Origin of the sequence: Aeromicrobium yanjiei (assembly GCF_009649075.1) — a bacterium.
Taxonomy (GTDB): Bacteria; Actinomycetota; Actinomycetes; order Propionibacteriales; family Nocardioidaceae; genus Aeromicrobium; species Aeromicrobium yanjiei.
On the sequence record NZ_CP045737.1, the window covers coordinates 1,647,429 to 1,662,570 of the forward strand.

The window sequence follows — 15,142 nt, forward strand, 5'->3', positions numbered from 1 at the left end:
CGGACCACGTCATGATCAATCTCGAGACCCCCCGCAAGTTCCGTCCGTTCGTCCAGCAGGCGCACCAGGTCGCGCAGGAGTTCCTGCGCGCCAACTCCCGCAAGTACGATCTCGCCGAGCACGCCTATCCCAAGGAGCTCGACCTGCTCGCGTCCCTCGTCGACGGGATGGCCGACTCCGGCCAGGGGCAGGGCGCGGGCGCGGCCGGCGTACGTCGCGGGGACGACGACGGGGACGCCAGGACGAGCAAGGTCCGCAACGGCGCCAACATGTCGTCGGTGCTGTCCGTGATCGAGATGTGCTGGGCCGACGTCGGCCTGCTGCTGTCGATGCCGCGCCAGGGGCTCGGCAACTCCGCGATCGCCTCGGTGGCCAACGACGAGCAGCTCGAACGCTTCAAGGGCACGTGGGCCGCGATGGCGATCACCGAGCCGGGCACGGGATCGGACTCGGCGAACATCTCGACGACCGCGGTCAAGGACGGCGACGTGTACGTCCTCAACGGCGAGAAGATCTACGTCACGTCGGGGGAGCGGGCCGACTCCGTCGTCGTGTGGGCCACGCTGGACAAGAGCCTCGGCCGGGCGGCGATCAAGTCGTTCCTCGTGCCCAAGAGCCTGCCCGGCATCCGGGTCGAGCGGCTCGAGCACAAGCTCGGCATCCGCTCGTCCGACACGGCCGTCATCGTGCTGGACAACTGCCGCGTGCCGGCCGAGAATCTCTTGGGCAGTCCGGAGATCGACACCAAGCAAGGCTTCGCGGGCGCCATGGCGACCTTCGACAACACCCGTCCGCTGGTGGCCGGCATGGCCGTGGGCTGCGCGCGGGCGGCGCTCGAGGACACCCGCGAGCTGCTGGAGGCCGCCGGCGTCGTCATCGACTACGACCGTCCCGCGCAGACCCAGTCGTACGCCGCGGCGACCTTCATCGCGATGGAGGCCGACTGGGAGGCGGCGCTGCTGCTGACGCTGCAGGCCGCGTGGATGGCCGACAACCGCAAGCCCAACTCGATGCAGGCCTCGATGGCCAAGGCCAAGGCGGGCCGCATCGGCAACGAGATCACCCTGCGGTGCGTCGAGCTGGCCGGAACCTACGGCTACAGCGAGCGCGAGCTGATCGAGAAGTGGTCGCGGGACTCCAAGATCCTCGACATCTTCGAGGGCACGCAGCAGATCCAGCAGCTCATCGTGGCCCGGCGGCTGCTCGACCTGACCTCGTCCGAGCTGCGCTGAGCGATGACCGAGCGATAGCGACATCCTCTCTCCGCTGTTCCGACCGGAGGGGAAGGGTGTTCGGGGTTGTTCTCTATGATGCAGCCATGACGAGCGAACTCCCGGCCGATCTTGACGTCGACTACGAGCTGACACGGTTCGTCCGCCGTGTACGAGGGCGCAGCCTCCGCTCCCTGGGAGACATCCACCCCCGCCTCGACTACGGCACGTTCACGTTCCTGCTCGCGATCTGCGACGCCCCCGACGGCATCCGCGGATCGGAGATCGCCGAGGAGCTCGGCGTGCACAAGTCGACCGCGAGCCGCGCGATCGCCTCGATGGAGAAGCTCGGGCTCATCAGCCGTGTCCCCGATCCCGACGACGGCCGGGCACACCTGCTCGTGGCCCGTCCCGAGACGCAGGAGAAGGTCGCGGAGTACCGCCGCAAGAGCCACCAGGTGCTGGTCGGCCTGCTCGACGACTGGACGCCCGAGGAGGTCGCGACCTTCGCCCGCAGCCTCACCCGGCTCAACGACCGTGCCGAAGGCGCTCTGTGAGGATCTTCCACCTCGCGACCGCGGACGCGTGGGCCGAGGCGCGGAGCCGCGGGACGTACACGGTCTCGACGCTGGGTCTCGACCTGTCCGACGTGGGGTTCATCCACTGCTCCCATGAGGGGCAGGTGGACGGCGTCCACGAGCGGTTCTACCGCGAGGTCGCCGAGCCGCTCGCGCTGCTGGAGATCGACACCGACCTGCTGACGTCCCCGTGGCAGCTCGACGACGTGCCGGGCCAGCCCGAGCCCTTCCCGCACGTGTACGGGCCGATCAACGCGGACGCGGTGGTCGCGGCGGAGCCGTTCAGACCGTCAGCATCGACTTGATCGCCGTACGCTCGTCCATCGCCCGGTAGCCGTCGGCGACCCGGTCGAGCGGAAGGGTGAGGTCGAAGACGTCGCCGGGGCGCACGGTCCCGGCGAGGACGTCGGGGAGGAGCTCCTCGATGTAGGCGCGAGCCGGTGCCACGCCGCCGCCGATGCCGATGTTGCGGCCGAACATCGTGGGCAGGTCGATGACCGCCTCGTGCGGGATGCCGACGTAGCCGATGCGGCCACCGGGGCGGGCGCTGCGGATCGCCTGCTCCATGCTCTCCTTGGTGCCCACGCACTCCAGGACGTGGTCGGCGCCGATGCCGTCGAACATCTCCTTGACCTGTGCGGCGCCCGCCTTGCCGCGCTCGGCGACGACGTGATCGGCACCGAACTGCTTGGCCAGCCGCTGGCGGTCCTCGTGCCGGCTCATCGCGATGACCGAGGCGGCGCCGAGTCGCTTGGCCGCGAGCACGGCGCTGAGGCCCACGGCGCCGTCGCCGACCACCACGACGTTGCTGCCGGCGGTGACCCCCGCCGCGAGGGCGGCGTGGTGGCCGGTCGGGAAGACGTCCGAGAGGGTCAGCAGGTGCGCGACCATGGCCTGGTCGGGCTGGGTGGGGGTCGCGACGAGCGTCCCGTCGGCCTGCGGCACGCGGACGATCTCGCCCTGACCGCCGTCGTTGTCCAGGCCCTGACGGTCCGGGCGGCCCCAGATGCCTCCCTGGGGGCAGGAGGTGTGGACGCCGTGGCGGCACAGCAGGCAGGTGTTGTCGGCGTACATGAACGGAGCGATGACGAAGTCGCCCGGCGCGATGGTCGAGACGCCCGCGCCGACGGACTCGACGATGCCGACGAACTCGTGCCCGATGCGTACCGGATGGGCAGGCGGGTGGATCCCGCGATAGGGCCACAGGTCGGAGCCGCAGACGCACGAGGCGACAACGCGGACGATCGCGTCGGTGTCGTGCACGAGCTGGGGGTCGGCGACCTCGTCGAGGCGGATGTCACGGGGGGCATGGAGGACGGTGGCACGCATGGGCGACATTGTTGCAGCGCGAAGGTGTGGAAGGATCGAAGCATGACTGACAAGCCTGAAATCGACTTCATCGAGGGCCCCGCGCCCACCGAGCTCCAGATCACCGACCTCATCGTGGGCGACGGACCCGAGGCCGTCCCCGGTGGCGTCGTCGACGTCCACTACGTCGGCGTCGAGTTCGACACCGGCGAGCAGTTCGACTCCTCGTGGGACCGCGGCCAGTCCGCTCGTTTCCCGCTGCCGCAGCTGATCAAGGCGTGGCAGGAGGGCATCCCCGGCATGAAGGTCGGCGGTCGCCGTCAGCTCGTGTGCCCGCCCGAGCTCGCGTACGGCCCCGCCGGTGGCGGCCACCGCCTCTCGGGCAAGACGCTCGTCTTCGTGATCGACCTCCTGGGCGTCTGACCCCGTCGTCGGTTTCCCACGGTCCCGTGGGGATTCGTCACTTCCCTAGCGTTTCAACGCGAGGGCAGTGCGCAAACCCCACGGTCCCGTGGGAAACCGGCAACCCCCGGCAACCCCCGGCAACCGCGGGCGGTCAGAGGGCGTCGACGAGGGCGGTGACGCGCTTGACCGAGACTGGGAACGCGGTGCGCAGGTTCTGGGCCAGGAGGCTCAGGCGGAGCTCCTCGAGGGCCCACCGGACGTGCTGCACCTCCGGCGAGAGCCGAGCCCACACCGACAACGACGCGGTACGCGCGTGGAACCGGGCCTCCAGCTCCTGCGTCGCGAGCAGGTCGTCGGTGAGCGGCGCGTTCAGCCTGCGCCTGGCCGCCTGCAGGTACAGCGGCAGCCGCCGCAGCTGCGCCACCCCCGCGTCCCGGATGAACCCGGGGTAGATCAGCCACGACAGCTGCACCCGTACGTCCTCACCCGCCTCGGTCGCCGGCAGCGGCGTCACCTCGCCGAGAGCCTGCAGCGTCGCGATCACCGCGTGGACGGCCTGCTCGGTCTCGTCGTACGCCTCGGCGCGCACGGCGTCGTGCAGCAGGCTGAACGTCACCTCGTCCCACACCGGCCCGCCGTGCCGCACCACGAGCGACTCCAGGGCCGCGAGCCAGCACTCCTCGATGACCGCCGCCGCGTCCTTGTGCGGGCCCGTCGACAGCAGCAGCTTGGCGTGCAGGTCGAGCGCGCGTCCCAGCTGGGGCACGGGGGTCGGCAGGGCGTACGACAGCAGCCGCGCCTGACCCTTGACCATCGCGACGGACTGCTCGGCGGCGGTGTCGAGGATGCGCAGGGCCACGGAGGCCCCCTCGTCCACGAGCGCCGGATAGCCGGTCACCTGGCCGGCCGTGATGGTCGGCTCGATCGTGCCGACGTCCCACGAGCGCAGCCCCGCGCGCTCCTCCTGTCGCGCGACCTTCGTCAGGTCGGCCCGCACGTGGCTGGACAGCTCCTTCCGCAGCGCCTGGAGATCCTTGCCGCGCGCGAGCTCGACCCCGCCCTCGACCACACGGAAGGTCACGCGCAGGTGCGGCGGCAGCGAGTCGAAGTCGAAGTCGTCCGCCGACACGATCGTGCCGTTGAGCAGCCGCATCTGGCGAGCGAGCTCTTCGCTGAGATCGGACGCGGACGGGTCCATCGCCTCGACGAGGCGCGGCGCGAACTGTCCCGCCGGCACGAACTCGCGCCGTAGGCGCTTGGGCAGCGACCTGATGAGCTCGGTGACCAGCTCGACGCGGTGCCCCGGCACGTGCCAGTCGAACGCGCGGTCGTCCACGGTCATCAGGCGATCCACCGGCAGGTCGACGGTCACCCCGTCGTCCTGCATGCCCGGCTCGAACGCGTACGTCAGCGGATAGGACTCGCCGTCGGAGTGCCACTCGCGCGGGAACTCGTCGTCGGCCCCCTCGGGCCCGTCGCTCAGCATCGCGGGATCGAACGTCAGCAGGTCGGGGTCCTTGCGACGCGCCTGCTTCCACCACGAGTCGAAGTGCCGCGTCGACACGACGTCGGCGGGCACCCGCTGGTCGTAGAACGCGTACAGCGTCTCGTCGTCGACCCGCAGGTCGCGCCGTCGCAGGCGCTCCTCGAGCTCCTCGACGCCCTCGATCATCCGCTGGTTGGCCGCGAAGAACTCGTGGTGCGTACGCCACTCGCCCTGCACCAGCGCGTGACGGATGAACAGGTCGCGGGAGACGACCGGGTCGATCTTGCCGTACTGCACCAGCCGGTCGGCGATCAGCGGGATGCCGAACAGCAGCACCTTCTCGCGGGCCATCACCGCACCGCGGCGGCGTGACCAGTGCGGCTCGCTGTAGACGTGGTTGACCAGGTGCGCGCCGACCTCCTCGGCCCACTCGGGCTGGATCTTGGCGGCCGTACGCCCCCAGAGCCGTCCGGTCTCGACGAGCTCGGCGACCATCACCATGCGCGGAGGCTTCTTGGCGAGGCCGGAGCCCGGGAAGATCATGAACTTGGCCTGGCGGGCGCCGAGGTACTCGCGGCCGTCGGTGTCGCGCAGGCCCACGTGCGAGAGCAGGCCGCTCAGCAGCGCCTGGTGGACCCGGTCGGGGTCCGCGCCGAGGGCACCGGGCTTGAGCCCGAGCTCCTTGGCCGTGCGCCGCAGCTGCGCGTGCACGTCCTGCCACTCGCGGATGCGCAGCCAGTGCAGGAACTCGTCGCGGCACAACCGGCGGAAGGCCGAGCTCGACAGCTCGTCGCGCATCTCGCGGATGTACTTCCACAGGGTCAGGTAGGACAGGAAGTCCGAGTCGGGCTCGCGGAAGCGGCGGTGCATCTCGTCGGCAGCCTGCTGGTGCTCGAGCGGACGCTCGCGAGGGTCCTGGATCGACATGGCCGAGACGATCACCAGGACGTCGCCGAGGCAGCCGAGCTGGTCGGCGGCCAGCAGCATGCGCGCGAGACGTGGATCGGTCGGCAGCGTCGACATGCGCCGGCCGATCTTGGTCAGCGCCCGGCCACCCTTCTTGGTGTCCAGGGCACCGAGCTCGTACAGCAGGTTGAGACCGTCGCTGACCGCCCGCGAGTCCGGCGGGTCGAGGAACGGGAAGTCCTTGATGTCGCCGAGGTCGAGGGACGCCATCTGCAGCAGCACGGACGCCAGGTTGGTGCGCTGGATCTCGGGATCGGTGAACTCGGGACGACTGTCGTGGTCCTCCTCGGAGTACAGCCGGATGCAGATGCCGTCCGCGACGCGGCCGCACCGCCCGGCGCGCTGGGACGCGCTGGCCTGCGAGATGGGCTCGATCGGCAGGCGCTGCACCTTGAGCCGCTGGCTGAAGCGCGAGATGCGGGCCAGGCCGGGATCGATGACGTACCGGATGCCGGGGACCGTCAAGGACGTCTCGGCGACGTTCGTCGCCAGGACGATGCGGCGGCCGGGGTGGCTGCTGAAGATCTTCTGCTGGTCGGCGGCGGCGAGCCGTCCGTAGAGCGGCAGGATCTCGGTGCGCGGGTACTTCTTGCCGTTGAGGTGGTCGGTCGCGTCGCGGATCTCGCGCTCGCCGGACAGGAACACCAGGATGTCGCCCTCGGTGGGCAGCTCGGAGACGGCCTGGGCGATCGCGTCGAGCTCGTCGTCGGCGCCGGTCTCGGCCGGCGGGCGGTAGCGGATCTCGACCGGGTACGTCCGGCCGCTGACCTCGATGACGGGCGCGTCGAACATCTCCGCGAAGCGCTCGACGTCGATCGTCGCGGACGTGATGACGACCTTGAGGTCGGGACGTCGGGGGAGAAGCTGCTTGAGGTAGCCGAGCAGGAAGTCGATCGACAGCGACCGCTCGTGGGCCTCGTCGATGATGACCGTGTCGTAGCGGGACAGCCTGCGGTCGCGCTGCAGCTCGGCCAGGAGGAGACCGTCGGTGACCAGCCGGATCGCGGTCGCCTCGCTGGTCTGGTCGTCGAAACGGACGGCGTAGCCGACCTCGGCGCCCAGGTCGACCTCGCACTCGTCGGCGATGCGCTTGGCGACCGAGCGGGCGGCGATGCGGCGCGGCTGGGTGTGCGCGATCGCGCGGCGACCCAGCTCGTACGCGATCTTGGGCAGCTGCGTGGTCTTGCCGGAGCCGGTCTCGCCGGCCACCACGACGACCTGGTGGTCGCGCATCGCCGCAGCGATGTCGTCGTGGCGATCGGTGATCGGCAGCGCCGGGTCGTACGAGATCTTCACTTCAAACCCAGGGACTCGGCGAACAGGAGGTAACCGACAAAGGCTACGACGTCGAGCAAGGTGTGGGCGACGACCAGCGGCATGACACGCCGGGTGCGGTGGAACCAGTAGCCGAAGACCAGGCCCATCACGAAGTTGCCGATGCCCGGGCCGACGCCCTGGTAGAGGTGATAGCTGGCCCGCAGGGCGGCCGCGGCGACGATCGTCGCCGGGACGCCCCAGCTCATCTGGCGCAGCCGGGTCATCAGGTAGCCGACGACCACGACCTCCTCCAGCACGGCGTTCTGCACCGCCGCAAGGATGAGGACGGGGATCGTCCACCAGTACTCGATGTCGGGCGACGGGATGATCTCGGCGGTGATCCCGAGCGCCCGGCCGGCGAAGTAGAACGCGAGACCGGGGATGCCGATCAGCGCGAAGAGGCCGAAGCCCGAGAGCGCGTCGAAGCGCCAGCGCGCGCGGTCCAGGCCGAGGCGGCGCGTGACGGGCTCGCGGACGGGGTCGAGCGAGAGCAGGTAGAGCACCAGCGCGACCGGCACGAGGGCGAACCCGATGCCGAGCACCTGGTAGATGAAGTCGAAGACCTGGCGGTCGTCCTGCGTGCTGTTGAGCGTCGCGGTCTGGTCGCGGAGCCCGCCCGGCAGCGTGGCCTTGCGGATCAGGCTGACGAGGGCGTACACCCCGGAGGCGCCGAGCGAGAGGCCGAGGACGATCCAGATCTCGAGCCCCAGGGGCCTGCGGTCCCTGGGGGCGTCCTCGGGGCTTACGGGATCAGCCACCGCTCACAGATCGTTCGTGCTGAACGTGTCGCAGGCGTTGACCGTGCCGCTCTCGTAGCCCGCGAGGAACCACTTCTGGCGCGACTCGCTCGAGCCGTGGGTCCAGGTCTCGGGGTTGACGGTGCCGCCGCCGAGGTCTTCCTGGATGTGGTCGTCGCCGACCGCGGACGCCGCCGAGAGGGCCGAGCGGATGTCCGCGTCGGTGAGCGGCCTGAGCAGCGTGTTGCCCTGGTCGTCCTTGGTCGTCGCAGCGTGGTTGGCCCACACGCCCGCCATGCAGTCGGCCATGAGCTCGATGCGTACGCCGCCGCTCAGTGGACCCGTCTTGCGGTCCTGGCCCTTGGCCAGGAACCCCAGGATGTTCTCGACGTGGTGGCCGTACTCGTGCGCCACGACGTACTCCTGCGCGAGCGCTCCGTCGTCGGCGCCGAAGCGGCTCGTGAGCTCGTCGAAGAAGCTCGCGTCGATGTAGATGCGCTCGTCGCTGGGGCAGTAGAACGGGCCCGTCTGGTTGGACGCGGTGCCGCACGGGCTCTGGGTCGCGCCGGAGTAGATGACGGTCTTTGCCGCGCGGTACTGGCGGCCGACGTCCGCGGGAAGGGCGTCCTGCCAGTAGTCCTGCACGCTGTTGACGGTGCCGATGATGCGGCACGTGTCGTCGCGGTTGGCGTCCGCGCCGGTCTTGCACTGCTCGAAAGACTGCTCGGACGTGCTGCCGCCGGGCTGGACCTGGCCCTGGTCGTACGGGTTCGCGGCGCTGCTGCCGAGGGAGGTGAGGTCGACGCCCAGGAAGGCGCCGATCAGGACGATGACCAGGGTGCCGATGCCGCCGCCGATCGCGAGTCCGCCGCGTGAGCCACCGCCCGTCACCTGGCTGGTGTCGAGGTTCGAGCCCTCGTTGAAGCTCATGCGGCGATCCCGTGGTTCATGTCCGGAAGTCTACGCAGCGCGGGCGTCGCCGCACGGGACTACTGTCGCCGTGTGACCTCGACAGATGCCGCCAGTCTTGCCATGCCCGAGGGGATGTCCGCGGGTGACGCCGTACGTCGCAGAGGGCTGCGCCGGATGCGGGCGCTCGCCCTGTCCCTGCTCATCCTCGCCGCGATCATCTATGTGCTGACCCGCGATCACGACTCGGGCTTCCTCGGCTACGTCAATGCCGGGTCGGAAGCGGCCATGGTCGGCGCGATCGCCGACTGGTTCGCCGTGACGGCGTTGTTCCGCCATCCCCTCGGGCTGCCGATCCCGCACACCGCGATCATCCCCAAGCGCAAGGAGGCGCTGGGGGAGAGCCTGCAGGAGTTCGTCGCGGACAACTTCCTCAAGGAGGACGTCATCCGCGAGCGGATCGGCTCGGCCGGGATGAGCCGGCGGGTCGGGGAGTGGCTCGTGGTCGGCAAGCACTCCGAACGCCTCGTCCACGAGGGATCCCGGATCCTGGCCGACGCCCTGTCGCACGTACGGGAGTCCGACGTCGCCGCAGTCGTCCAGGAGGCCCTGATCCCGCGGCTGAAGGAGGAGGAGCTCAGTCCCGTCGTCGGCCAGCTGCTCGAGGAGGTGCTGCGCGACGACGCCCACCGCGGGCTCGTCGACCTGGCCGTCGACGAGCTGAGCCGCTGGCTGGCCAGCAACCACGACGAGGTGGCGGCCCTGATCGAGAACCGCGCACCGTCGTGGACGCCGCAGTGGCTCGACAAGCGGGTCGCGACCTGGGTCCACGAGCAGGTCGTCGAGTGGGTCGCCGACATCGGCCGGACGCCCGACCACAACGCCCGCATCGCGCTCGACAACTGGCTGCGCGATCTCGCCGACGGGCTGCAGCACGACCCCGACACCATGGAGCGGTTCGAGCGCCTCAAGGAGCGGATGCTGTCGCAGCCGCGGCTCAGCACGACGTCCGTCCAGCTGTGGGAGGCGCTGCGCCGGGCGCTCATCGGGTCGCTCGGCGACGAGACCGGTCTGCTGCGCACCCGTGCGAACCAGGAGATCGACAAGCTCGGTCACCGGTTGATCGACGACCCCGTCCTTGCCGAGCGGGTGGACACCACGATCGCCGACATCGCGTCGTACGCGGTCAACAACTACGGCCACGAGGTCGCCACGGTCATCTCGGCGACGGTCAACCGGTGGGACGGCAAGGAGACCGCGGACCGCATCGAGCTGCACGTCGGCCGCGACCTGCAATTCATCCGTATCAACGGCACCGTCGTGGGCGGCCTGGCCGGAATCGTCATCCATGCGATCTCGACGGTCATCTGACTCTCAAGGTCCACTGGAGGGTTACCCACACGTGTGGACAACCTGTGGGTAACGCGCCGCGCTGATCGTTGGCATTCCAAGGCGTGCTGCTCGTGTGCCGGCTGAACGGCATCCCGGGTTCGGCACCCGGAGGGACGTTTGTTAGAGTTCAGTGCTGCACCGCGCCCCACCAAAACGGGGTGCATGTCCGGGTGGCGGAATGGTAGACGCGCTAGCTTGAGGTGCTAGTGCCCGGTTACGGGCGTGGGGGTTCAAGTCCCCCCTCGGACACACAAGAAAAGTGGCCCTGAACTGCGGAAACGCAGTCGGGGCCACTGTGCATTTGCGGCCATGGGAGCACATGCCGTCGGGCGTCGAGTCGAGGATCATCGTCGGCACAGCAGCCGCGACCGCGACAGTCGTTTGTCTCCCGCGGGAGGGTGCGTTTGCATGAAGCGGTGTCTTACCTCATCAGGGAGCGGCAAGATCTGGATCTCGAAGCCTGCGCCGCGATACTCGCCCAGGTGCATGTCGACCAGCGTTATCCCGTCCGATGGCCCGACGATCCTCGCGCCTGGCTGACGTATGCCGATGCAGCAGCTGCCTGGGTGGCGGTGCGGGACGGCCAGGTCATGGGTCATGTGTGCGTGGCTCGAAATCATCCGATGCCGCCGGAACTGACGCTCGAGCGCCTTTTCGTATCGCCCGATGCGGCGGGGTCTGGTGTGGGTGGAGCTCTGGTTGACCATGCGAGCAGGTGGGCGGCAGAGCGCGGACTTCGATTGACGCTCGACGTGGCCGAGAACTGCGCCCGCGCCATCGCCCTGTATGGACGGCTTGGTTGGCGCCTGACCGGGCGGACCCCGATCGACTGGGGCGACGACGCAGCGCAATTTCTCCTTCACTTCGATGCCCCGCCGGCCAGCTGAGCAGGCCGCGCTCATGGAGTCCCAAGACGGGATGTCGTCGAGTCGCTTGGTCGGGTCGCAGTCGGCCGGGAGCACGCCAGGGTGGATCGGCAGGATCAGGGGAGCGGAAAGTCCCTGAGCTGGCGCCGGGAGGTGATGTCCAGCTTGCGGAAGATGTTGCGGAGGTGGGCGTCGATGGTGCGGGGACTCAGGAACAGCTGCGCCGCCACCTCCCGTGAGGTCGCGCCGGTCGCCACGAGCCGGGCGATCTGCGCCTCCTGCGCGGTGAGCGCGTCCGTCGGTTGAGCTGTGCGCTTGCGAGGATGCTCGCCCGTGGCGCGCAGCTCGCGGGCGGCGCGCTCGGCAAACCCCTCGATCCCCATGTCCGAGAGCATGCTGTGGGCCGTGCGGAGCTGTTCGCGGGCGTCCTGCCGTCGGCCCTCGCGGCGCAGCCACTCGCCGTAGACCAGGTGGGCGCGCGCCAGGAAGACGGCCCACCGGCACTTGGTGAGCCGCGTGATGGCCTCGCGGTAGTGCTCCTCCGCGGCAGGGCCGGTCATCGTCATCGCGCGTGATCGTGCGGCCAGCCCCAGCGCGAAGTTCGTCCCGCTGGCCTGGGCCCTGGAGCTGAGCTGCTCCAGTGCGGCGGCGGCGCGGTCGTGGTCACCGACGCGCACTGCCGCCTCGACGAGCTCAGGAAGCGCCAGGCTGCTGTACGCCAGGTCGTCGTGCTTGCAAGGCGGTATCGCGGCGGCGAGCGCGGCGTCGTAGTTGCCCAGGCCGTTGTGGAAGGCGGCCAGCGTGGACTCGGCCAGGCTGACCGTCGCCCCCTCGCCACGCTCGGTCGCCTCCTCGACCATGGTTGCGTACAGCTCCAACGTCTTGGGTTGTTCGCCACGCCACGCCGCGATCATGAGCCGCGCGTTCGGCAGCGGCGGGGCCCCGGTCGCCTCCGTGATGGCGGACTCCTCGGCGGCGAGCTCGGTGGCATGCGCAAGCTCGCCGGCGATCACGAGTATCGAGGCGACGGCGTTGAGCGCGGCAGGGAGGGCGGACAGCGCGCCGGCGTCTCGAGCGAGGCGGACCGCGCGGTTGGCCAGGACATGGAGGGCCTCGTCGTCCCACAGCATCGCCGCGACATGGCAGGCCAGCCAGAGCCAGCGGAGGTCTTCATCGTCGATGCAGGTCTCGGGGTCGAGCAGCATCTCCAATGCCCGCTTCAGGGGTGGGACGCTGGCCTCGAACCCGTCCGTGAACCTCGTCGACAGCCCGTTCAGCAGCAGATCGACCGGTCGCAGCGACGCCGGCGGCGGGGGAGCATCGCGGGCGGCTTCGGCTGCGTCCAGCACGCCGCACCCACAGGCGAGGTGGCCGGCGTGGATCGCGGCATCGATCGCGTGCAGGTAGGTCTCGCGTGCCAAGGTCGGATCCAGTGGGGTGAGGGTCTTGGCCACGTCGAGCAGCGTCCCCGGCATGTCGCCGCCCCGGGTCAGGTGGAAAGCGATCCGTGCGTCCAGCAGCTCGAGCTGGGCGCGCTGCAGGGCGTCCAATGACCCGGTTCTGGCCACATCCAGCAACCCCAGGGCGGCCTCGGATGCGCCGGCCTCGTACTTGGCGTGGGCAGCGGCCAGTGCCCGCGTTGCGCGGGTGGAAGGATCAGGCGTCAGCTCTGCCGCGCGCTCCAGGAATGCGGCTGCGGCAGCCAGCCCGCCTCGCGCTCGGACCTGGGCCGCCGAGCGCGCCAGGTCGGCGGCAGCCTCCTCGTCGGTTCCCAGCACGGATCTCGCACGGTGCCACGCTCTCCGGTCGGGGTCCCGCTGGGCGTCGGTGGCGGCAGCCAGTGCGGCGTGGGCTCGACGCTGGTCCGGAGGTGTGGCCGCCTGGTAGACCGCCGAGCGGGCCAACGGATGGCGGAACCACACCCGATCGGCGATCTCCAGCAACCCGCTGGCCTCTGCGGGCGCAGCTGACTCAGGACCGATGCCGAGCTCAGCCGCTGCGCGCCACAACAGTGCCGCCTCCCCGGTGGGCTCTGCTGCGGCGAGCAACAGCAGAAGTCGGGTCTCGGCCGGCAGGTGGGCGGAACGACGTCGGAAGCTGTCCTCGATGCGGCTTGGCACGCTCGCCGCCTCCGGCACCTCGAATCCACCGGCCAGCAGCGCGGCAGACCCACCGCGAGGCAGCTCCAGGAGCGCCAAGGGGTTGCCGCGCGCCTCCGCGATGATCCGGTTGCAGACCGTTTCGTCCAACGGCGTGCCGACCGCGGTGGCCAGAAGCTGCCGTGCGTCGGAGTCACCGAGGCCGTCCAGCCTCATCTCGGGAAGGCCTGCGAGCGGATCGTCGCCAGCCACGGTGTCGCGCCGCGCGAACAGCAGAACCACCCGCTCGGCGGACACCCGCCGTGCCACGAACGCCAGGACCTGCGCAGACGCCTCGTCCAGCCACTGCACATCGTCGACCAGACACAGCACCGGCCCGTCCTCGGCGCCCCCGGCCAGCAGGTGGAGAACGGCCAGACCCAGGAGGAGTCCTTCCGGCGCGGGGCCGCTGCGCTGCCCGAACGCCACGCCCAAGGCAGCTTGCTGGGGGACCGGCAGCTCGCCCGCGCGGTCCAGCAGCGGCGCACACAGCTGATGCAGGCCCGCGAACGCGAACTGCGTCTCCGCCTCCACTCCGACCGAGGTCTCCACCCGGAACCCACAGGCGGACGCGGCTTCGCGAGCATGTTCCAGGAGCGCGCTCTTGCCGATGCCCGCCTCCCCACGCACGACCAGCACCCCGCTGCGTCCGGCTTGCGCATCACTGAGCAGCCGCTCGATCGCCTCGCGCTCCGCAGGACGACCTAACAGACCCACTGGGCGCACTCCCGTCTCGTGACGTGCGGACTAGGCGATTATCACCTACGCGAGCCGCCTCCCGCTGCGATTTCGCCGCAAGAGGGGGCGGGCAGCCGCCGACGACACCGAGGTTTTCACCGATGCGACAGCGTGTCCACCTGGGCGAATCTGATGACACAGCACCGGGACCCGCCGGTGCGCAGGCAAGGAGCCCACCATGTCCGACGATCACGTCATCGAGGTCGACCGTCTCAGCGTCGCCTATGGCGACTTCGCCGCCGTCCGCGACCTGTCCTTCCACGTGAAGCGGGGTGAGCTCTACGCGTTGCTCGGATCGAACGGAGCCGGCAAGACGTCCACCCTGGAGGTCGTCGAAGGTCACCGCCCGGTCACATCGGGCGCGGTGCGGGTGTTCGGGGAGAGCCCGCAGAACCGGAGCGCGGTACGTCCGCGCATGGGAATGATGCTGCAGGAGAGCGGCTTCGCTCGCGATCTGACGGTCCGGGACTCCGTCGGTCTGATCGGCGCGCTGAGCGGAAGGCACGACGACCTCGACCGGGTGCTCGGGATGGCTGGGCTGACTCGCAAGCGGGACACCCGTGTCTCCCAGCTCTCCGGCGGCGAGAAGCGTCGCCTGGACTTCGCCACTGCCGTGTTCGGGGCGCCGGAGCTCATCATCCTGGACGAGCCCACGGCAGGCCTGGACATCCAGTCCCGGGATGCGCTCTGGGCCGCCGTGGACCAGCTTCGTGACAAGGGATCCACGGTCGTCCTGACCACCCACTACCTGGAGGAGGCGCAGCAGCGCGCCGACCGCGTCGGGCTCATGCACCGAGGCACCCTCCGGCGAGAGGGCACCGTCGAGGAGCTCACACAAACCCTGCCGTCGAAGATCAGCTTCGCGCTGGCTCCGGGTGACCCCGAACCGCCGGTCCTCGGTGCCCGCAACGGTGCCTTCCACGTCGAGACCTTCGACCTGCAGGGTGACCTCCACCGGCTCCTGGACTGGGCGCAGCGGGCCGGCGTGGAGCTGCAGCAGCTGGAAGCCGGACCCACCCGTCTCGACGACGTCTTCCGCACCCTCGACGCCGCCGCCTGAGCACTCCGACCCACCCCGTGCCACGAAGGAG

General features: G+C 70.0%; 12 protein-coding genes and 1 tRNA gene. 8 read left to right on the top strand and 5 right to left on the bottom strand.

The features are described 5' to 3' along the window. Positions 1–11 precede the first annotated feature (11 nt). The 3 genes from GEV26_RS08180 to GEV26_RS08190 all read left to right on the top strand — a co-directional run bounded on the left by GEV26_RS08180 (position 12) and on the right by GEV26_RS08190 (position 2,094). The gene (locus GEV26_RS08180) at positions 12–1,232 is read left to right on the top strand and encodes an acyl-CoA dehydrogenase family protein (RefSeq protein WP_153652610.1); all 1,221 of its coding nucleotides are present in this window, start codon (positions 12–14) and stop codon (positions 1,230–1,232) included. Positions 1,233–1,318: 86 nt separating this feature from the next. Continuing rightward, positions 1,319–1,768 (top strand): MarR family winged helix-turn-helix transcriptional regulator, encoded by a 450-nt coding sequence (locus GEV26_RS08185; protein ID WP_153652611.1) that lies wholly within the window; start codon positions 1,319–1,321, stop codon positions 1,766–1,768. Beyond that, the gene (locus tag GEV26_RS08190; protein ID WP_153652612.1) at positions 1,765–2,094 is read left to right on the top strand and encodes a DUF952 domain-containing protein; all 330 of its coding nucleotides are present in this window, start codon (positions 1,765–1,767) and stop codon (positions 2,092–2,094) included. The genes GEV26_RS08185 and GEV26_RS08190 overlap by 4 nt, the downstream gene beginning before the upstream one ends. On the opposite strand, the gene GEV26_RS08195 is transcribed toward GEV26_RS08190, so the two are convergent. After that, positions 2,072–3,118, bottom strand: a complete 1,047-nt coding sequence (locus tag GEV26_RS08195) for a zinc-dependent alcohol dehydrogenase family protein (RefSeq protein ID WP_153652613.1) — start codon at positions 3,116–3,118, stop codon at positions 2,072–2,074. The two genes, GEV26_RS08190 and GEV26_RS08195, sit on opposite strands and share 23 nt — an antisense overlap. A gap of 42 nt (positions 3,119–3,160) precedes the next feature. Between GEV26_RS08195 and GEV26_RS08200 the strand changes: the two genes are divergently transcribed. Continuing rightward, complete coding sequence (locus GEV26_RS08200; protein ID WP_153652614.1) at positions 3,161–3,520, top strand: FKBP-type peptidyl-prolyl cis-trans isomerase; 360 nt, start codon at positions 3,161–3,163, stop codon at positions 3,518–3,520. A 133-nt stretch (positions 3,521–3,653) separates the two neighbouring features. On the opposite strand, the gene hrpA is transcribed toward GEV26_RS08200, so the two are convergent. Genes hrpA through ypfJ form a run of 3 tightly spaced genes read right to left on the bottom strand, consistent with a single transcriptional unit; the run spans position 3,654 to position 8,938 of the window. Next, on the bottom strand, positions 3,654–7,250 hold the full coding sequence (gene hrpA, locus GEV26_RS08205) for an ATP-dependent RNA helicase HrpA (RefSeq protein WP_153652615.1): 3,597 nt from the start codon (positions 7,248–7,250) through the stop codon (positions 3,654–3,656). Then, positions 7,247–8,029 (bottom strand): CPBP family intramembrane glutamic endopeptidase, encoded by a 783-nt coding sequence (locus GEV26_RS08210; protein ID WP_153652616.1) that lies wholly within the window; start codon positions 8,027–8,029, stop codon positions 7,247–7,249. Before GEV26_RS08210 ends, hrpA begins: the two co-directional genes overlap by 4 nt. A gap of 3 nt (positions 8,030–8,032) precedes the next feature. Beyond that, positions 8,033–8,938 carry a KPN_02809 family neutral zinc metallopeptidase gene (gene ypfJ, locus GEV26_RS08215; protein ID WP_153652617.1) on the bottom strand — a complete coding sequence of 302 codons (906 nt, stop codon included), beginning with the start codon at positions 8,936–8,938 and terminating at the stop codon, positions 8,033–8,035. Positions 8,939–9,010: 72 nt separating this feature from the next. Here ypfJ and GEV26_RS08220 point away from each other — a divergent pair, with 72 nt between their 5' ends. The 3 genes from GEV26_RS08220 (at position 9,011) to GEV26_RS08230 (ending at position 11,196) form a co-directional block, all read left to right on the top strand. After that, positions 9,011–10,288: a DUF445 domain-containing protein gene (locus GEV26_RS08220; RefSeq protein WP_243839029.1), complete on the top strand. Its 1,278-nt coding sequence runs from the start codon at positions 9,011–9,013 to the stop codon at positions 10,286–10,288. A 185-nt stretch (positions 10,289–10,473) separates the two neighbouring features. After that, positions 10,474–10,558 (top strand) — tRNA-Leu (locus GEV26_RS08225). A 167-nt stretch (positions 10,559–10,725) separates the two neighbouring features. Next, positions 10,726–11,196, top strand: a complete 471-nt coding sequence (locus GEV26_RS08230) for a GNAT family N-acetyltransferase (RefSeq protein WP_194840001.1) — start codon at positions 10,726–10,728, stop codon at positions 11,194–11,196. Between the two features lie 95 nt (positions 11,197–11,291). On the opposite strand, the gene GEV26_RS08235 is transcribed toward GEV26_RS08230, so the two are convergent. Then, positions 11,292–14,039, bottom strand: coding sequence for an AAA family ATPase (locus GEV26_RS08235; protein ID WP_194840002.1), 2,748 nt, complete (start codon positions 14,037–14,039; stop codon positions 11,292–11,294). 190 nt (positions 14,040–14,229) lie between these two features. On the opposite strand from GEV26_RS08235, the gene GEV26_RS08240 reads away from it, so the two are divergent. After that, entirely contained in the window at positions 14,230–15,111 is an 882-nt protein-coding gene (locus tag GEV26_RS08240; RefSeq protein WP_153652619.1) for an ABC transporter ATP-binding protein, read from the top strand. Positions 15,112–15,142 lie beyond the last annotated feature (31 nt).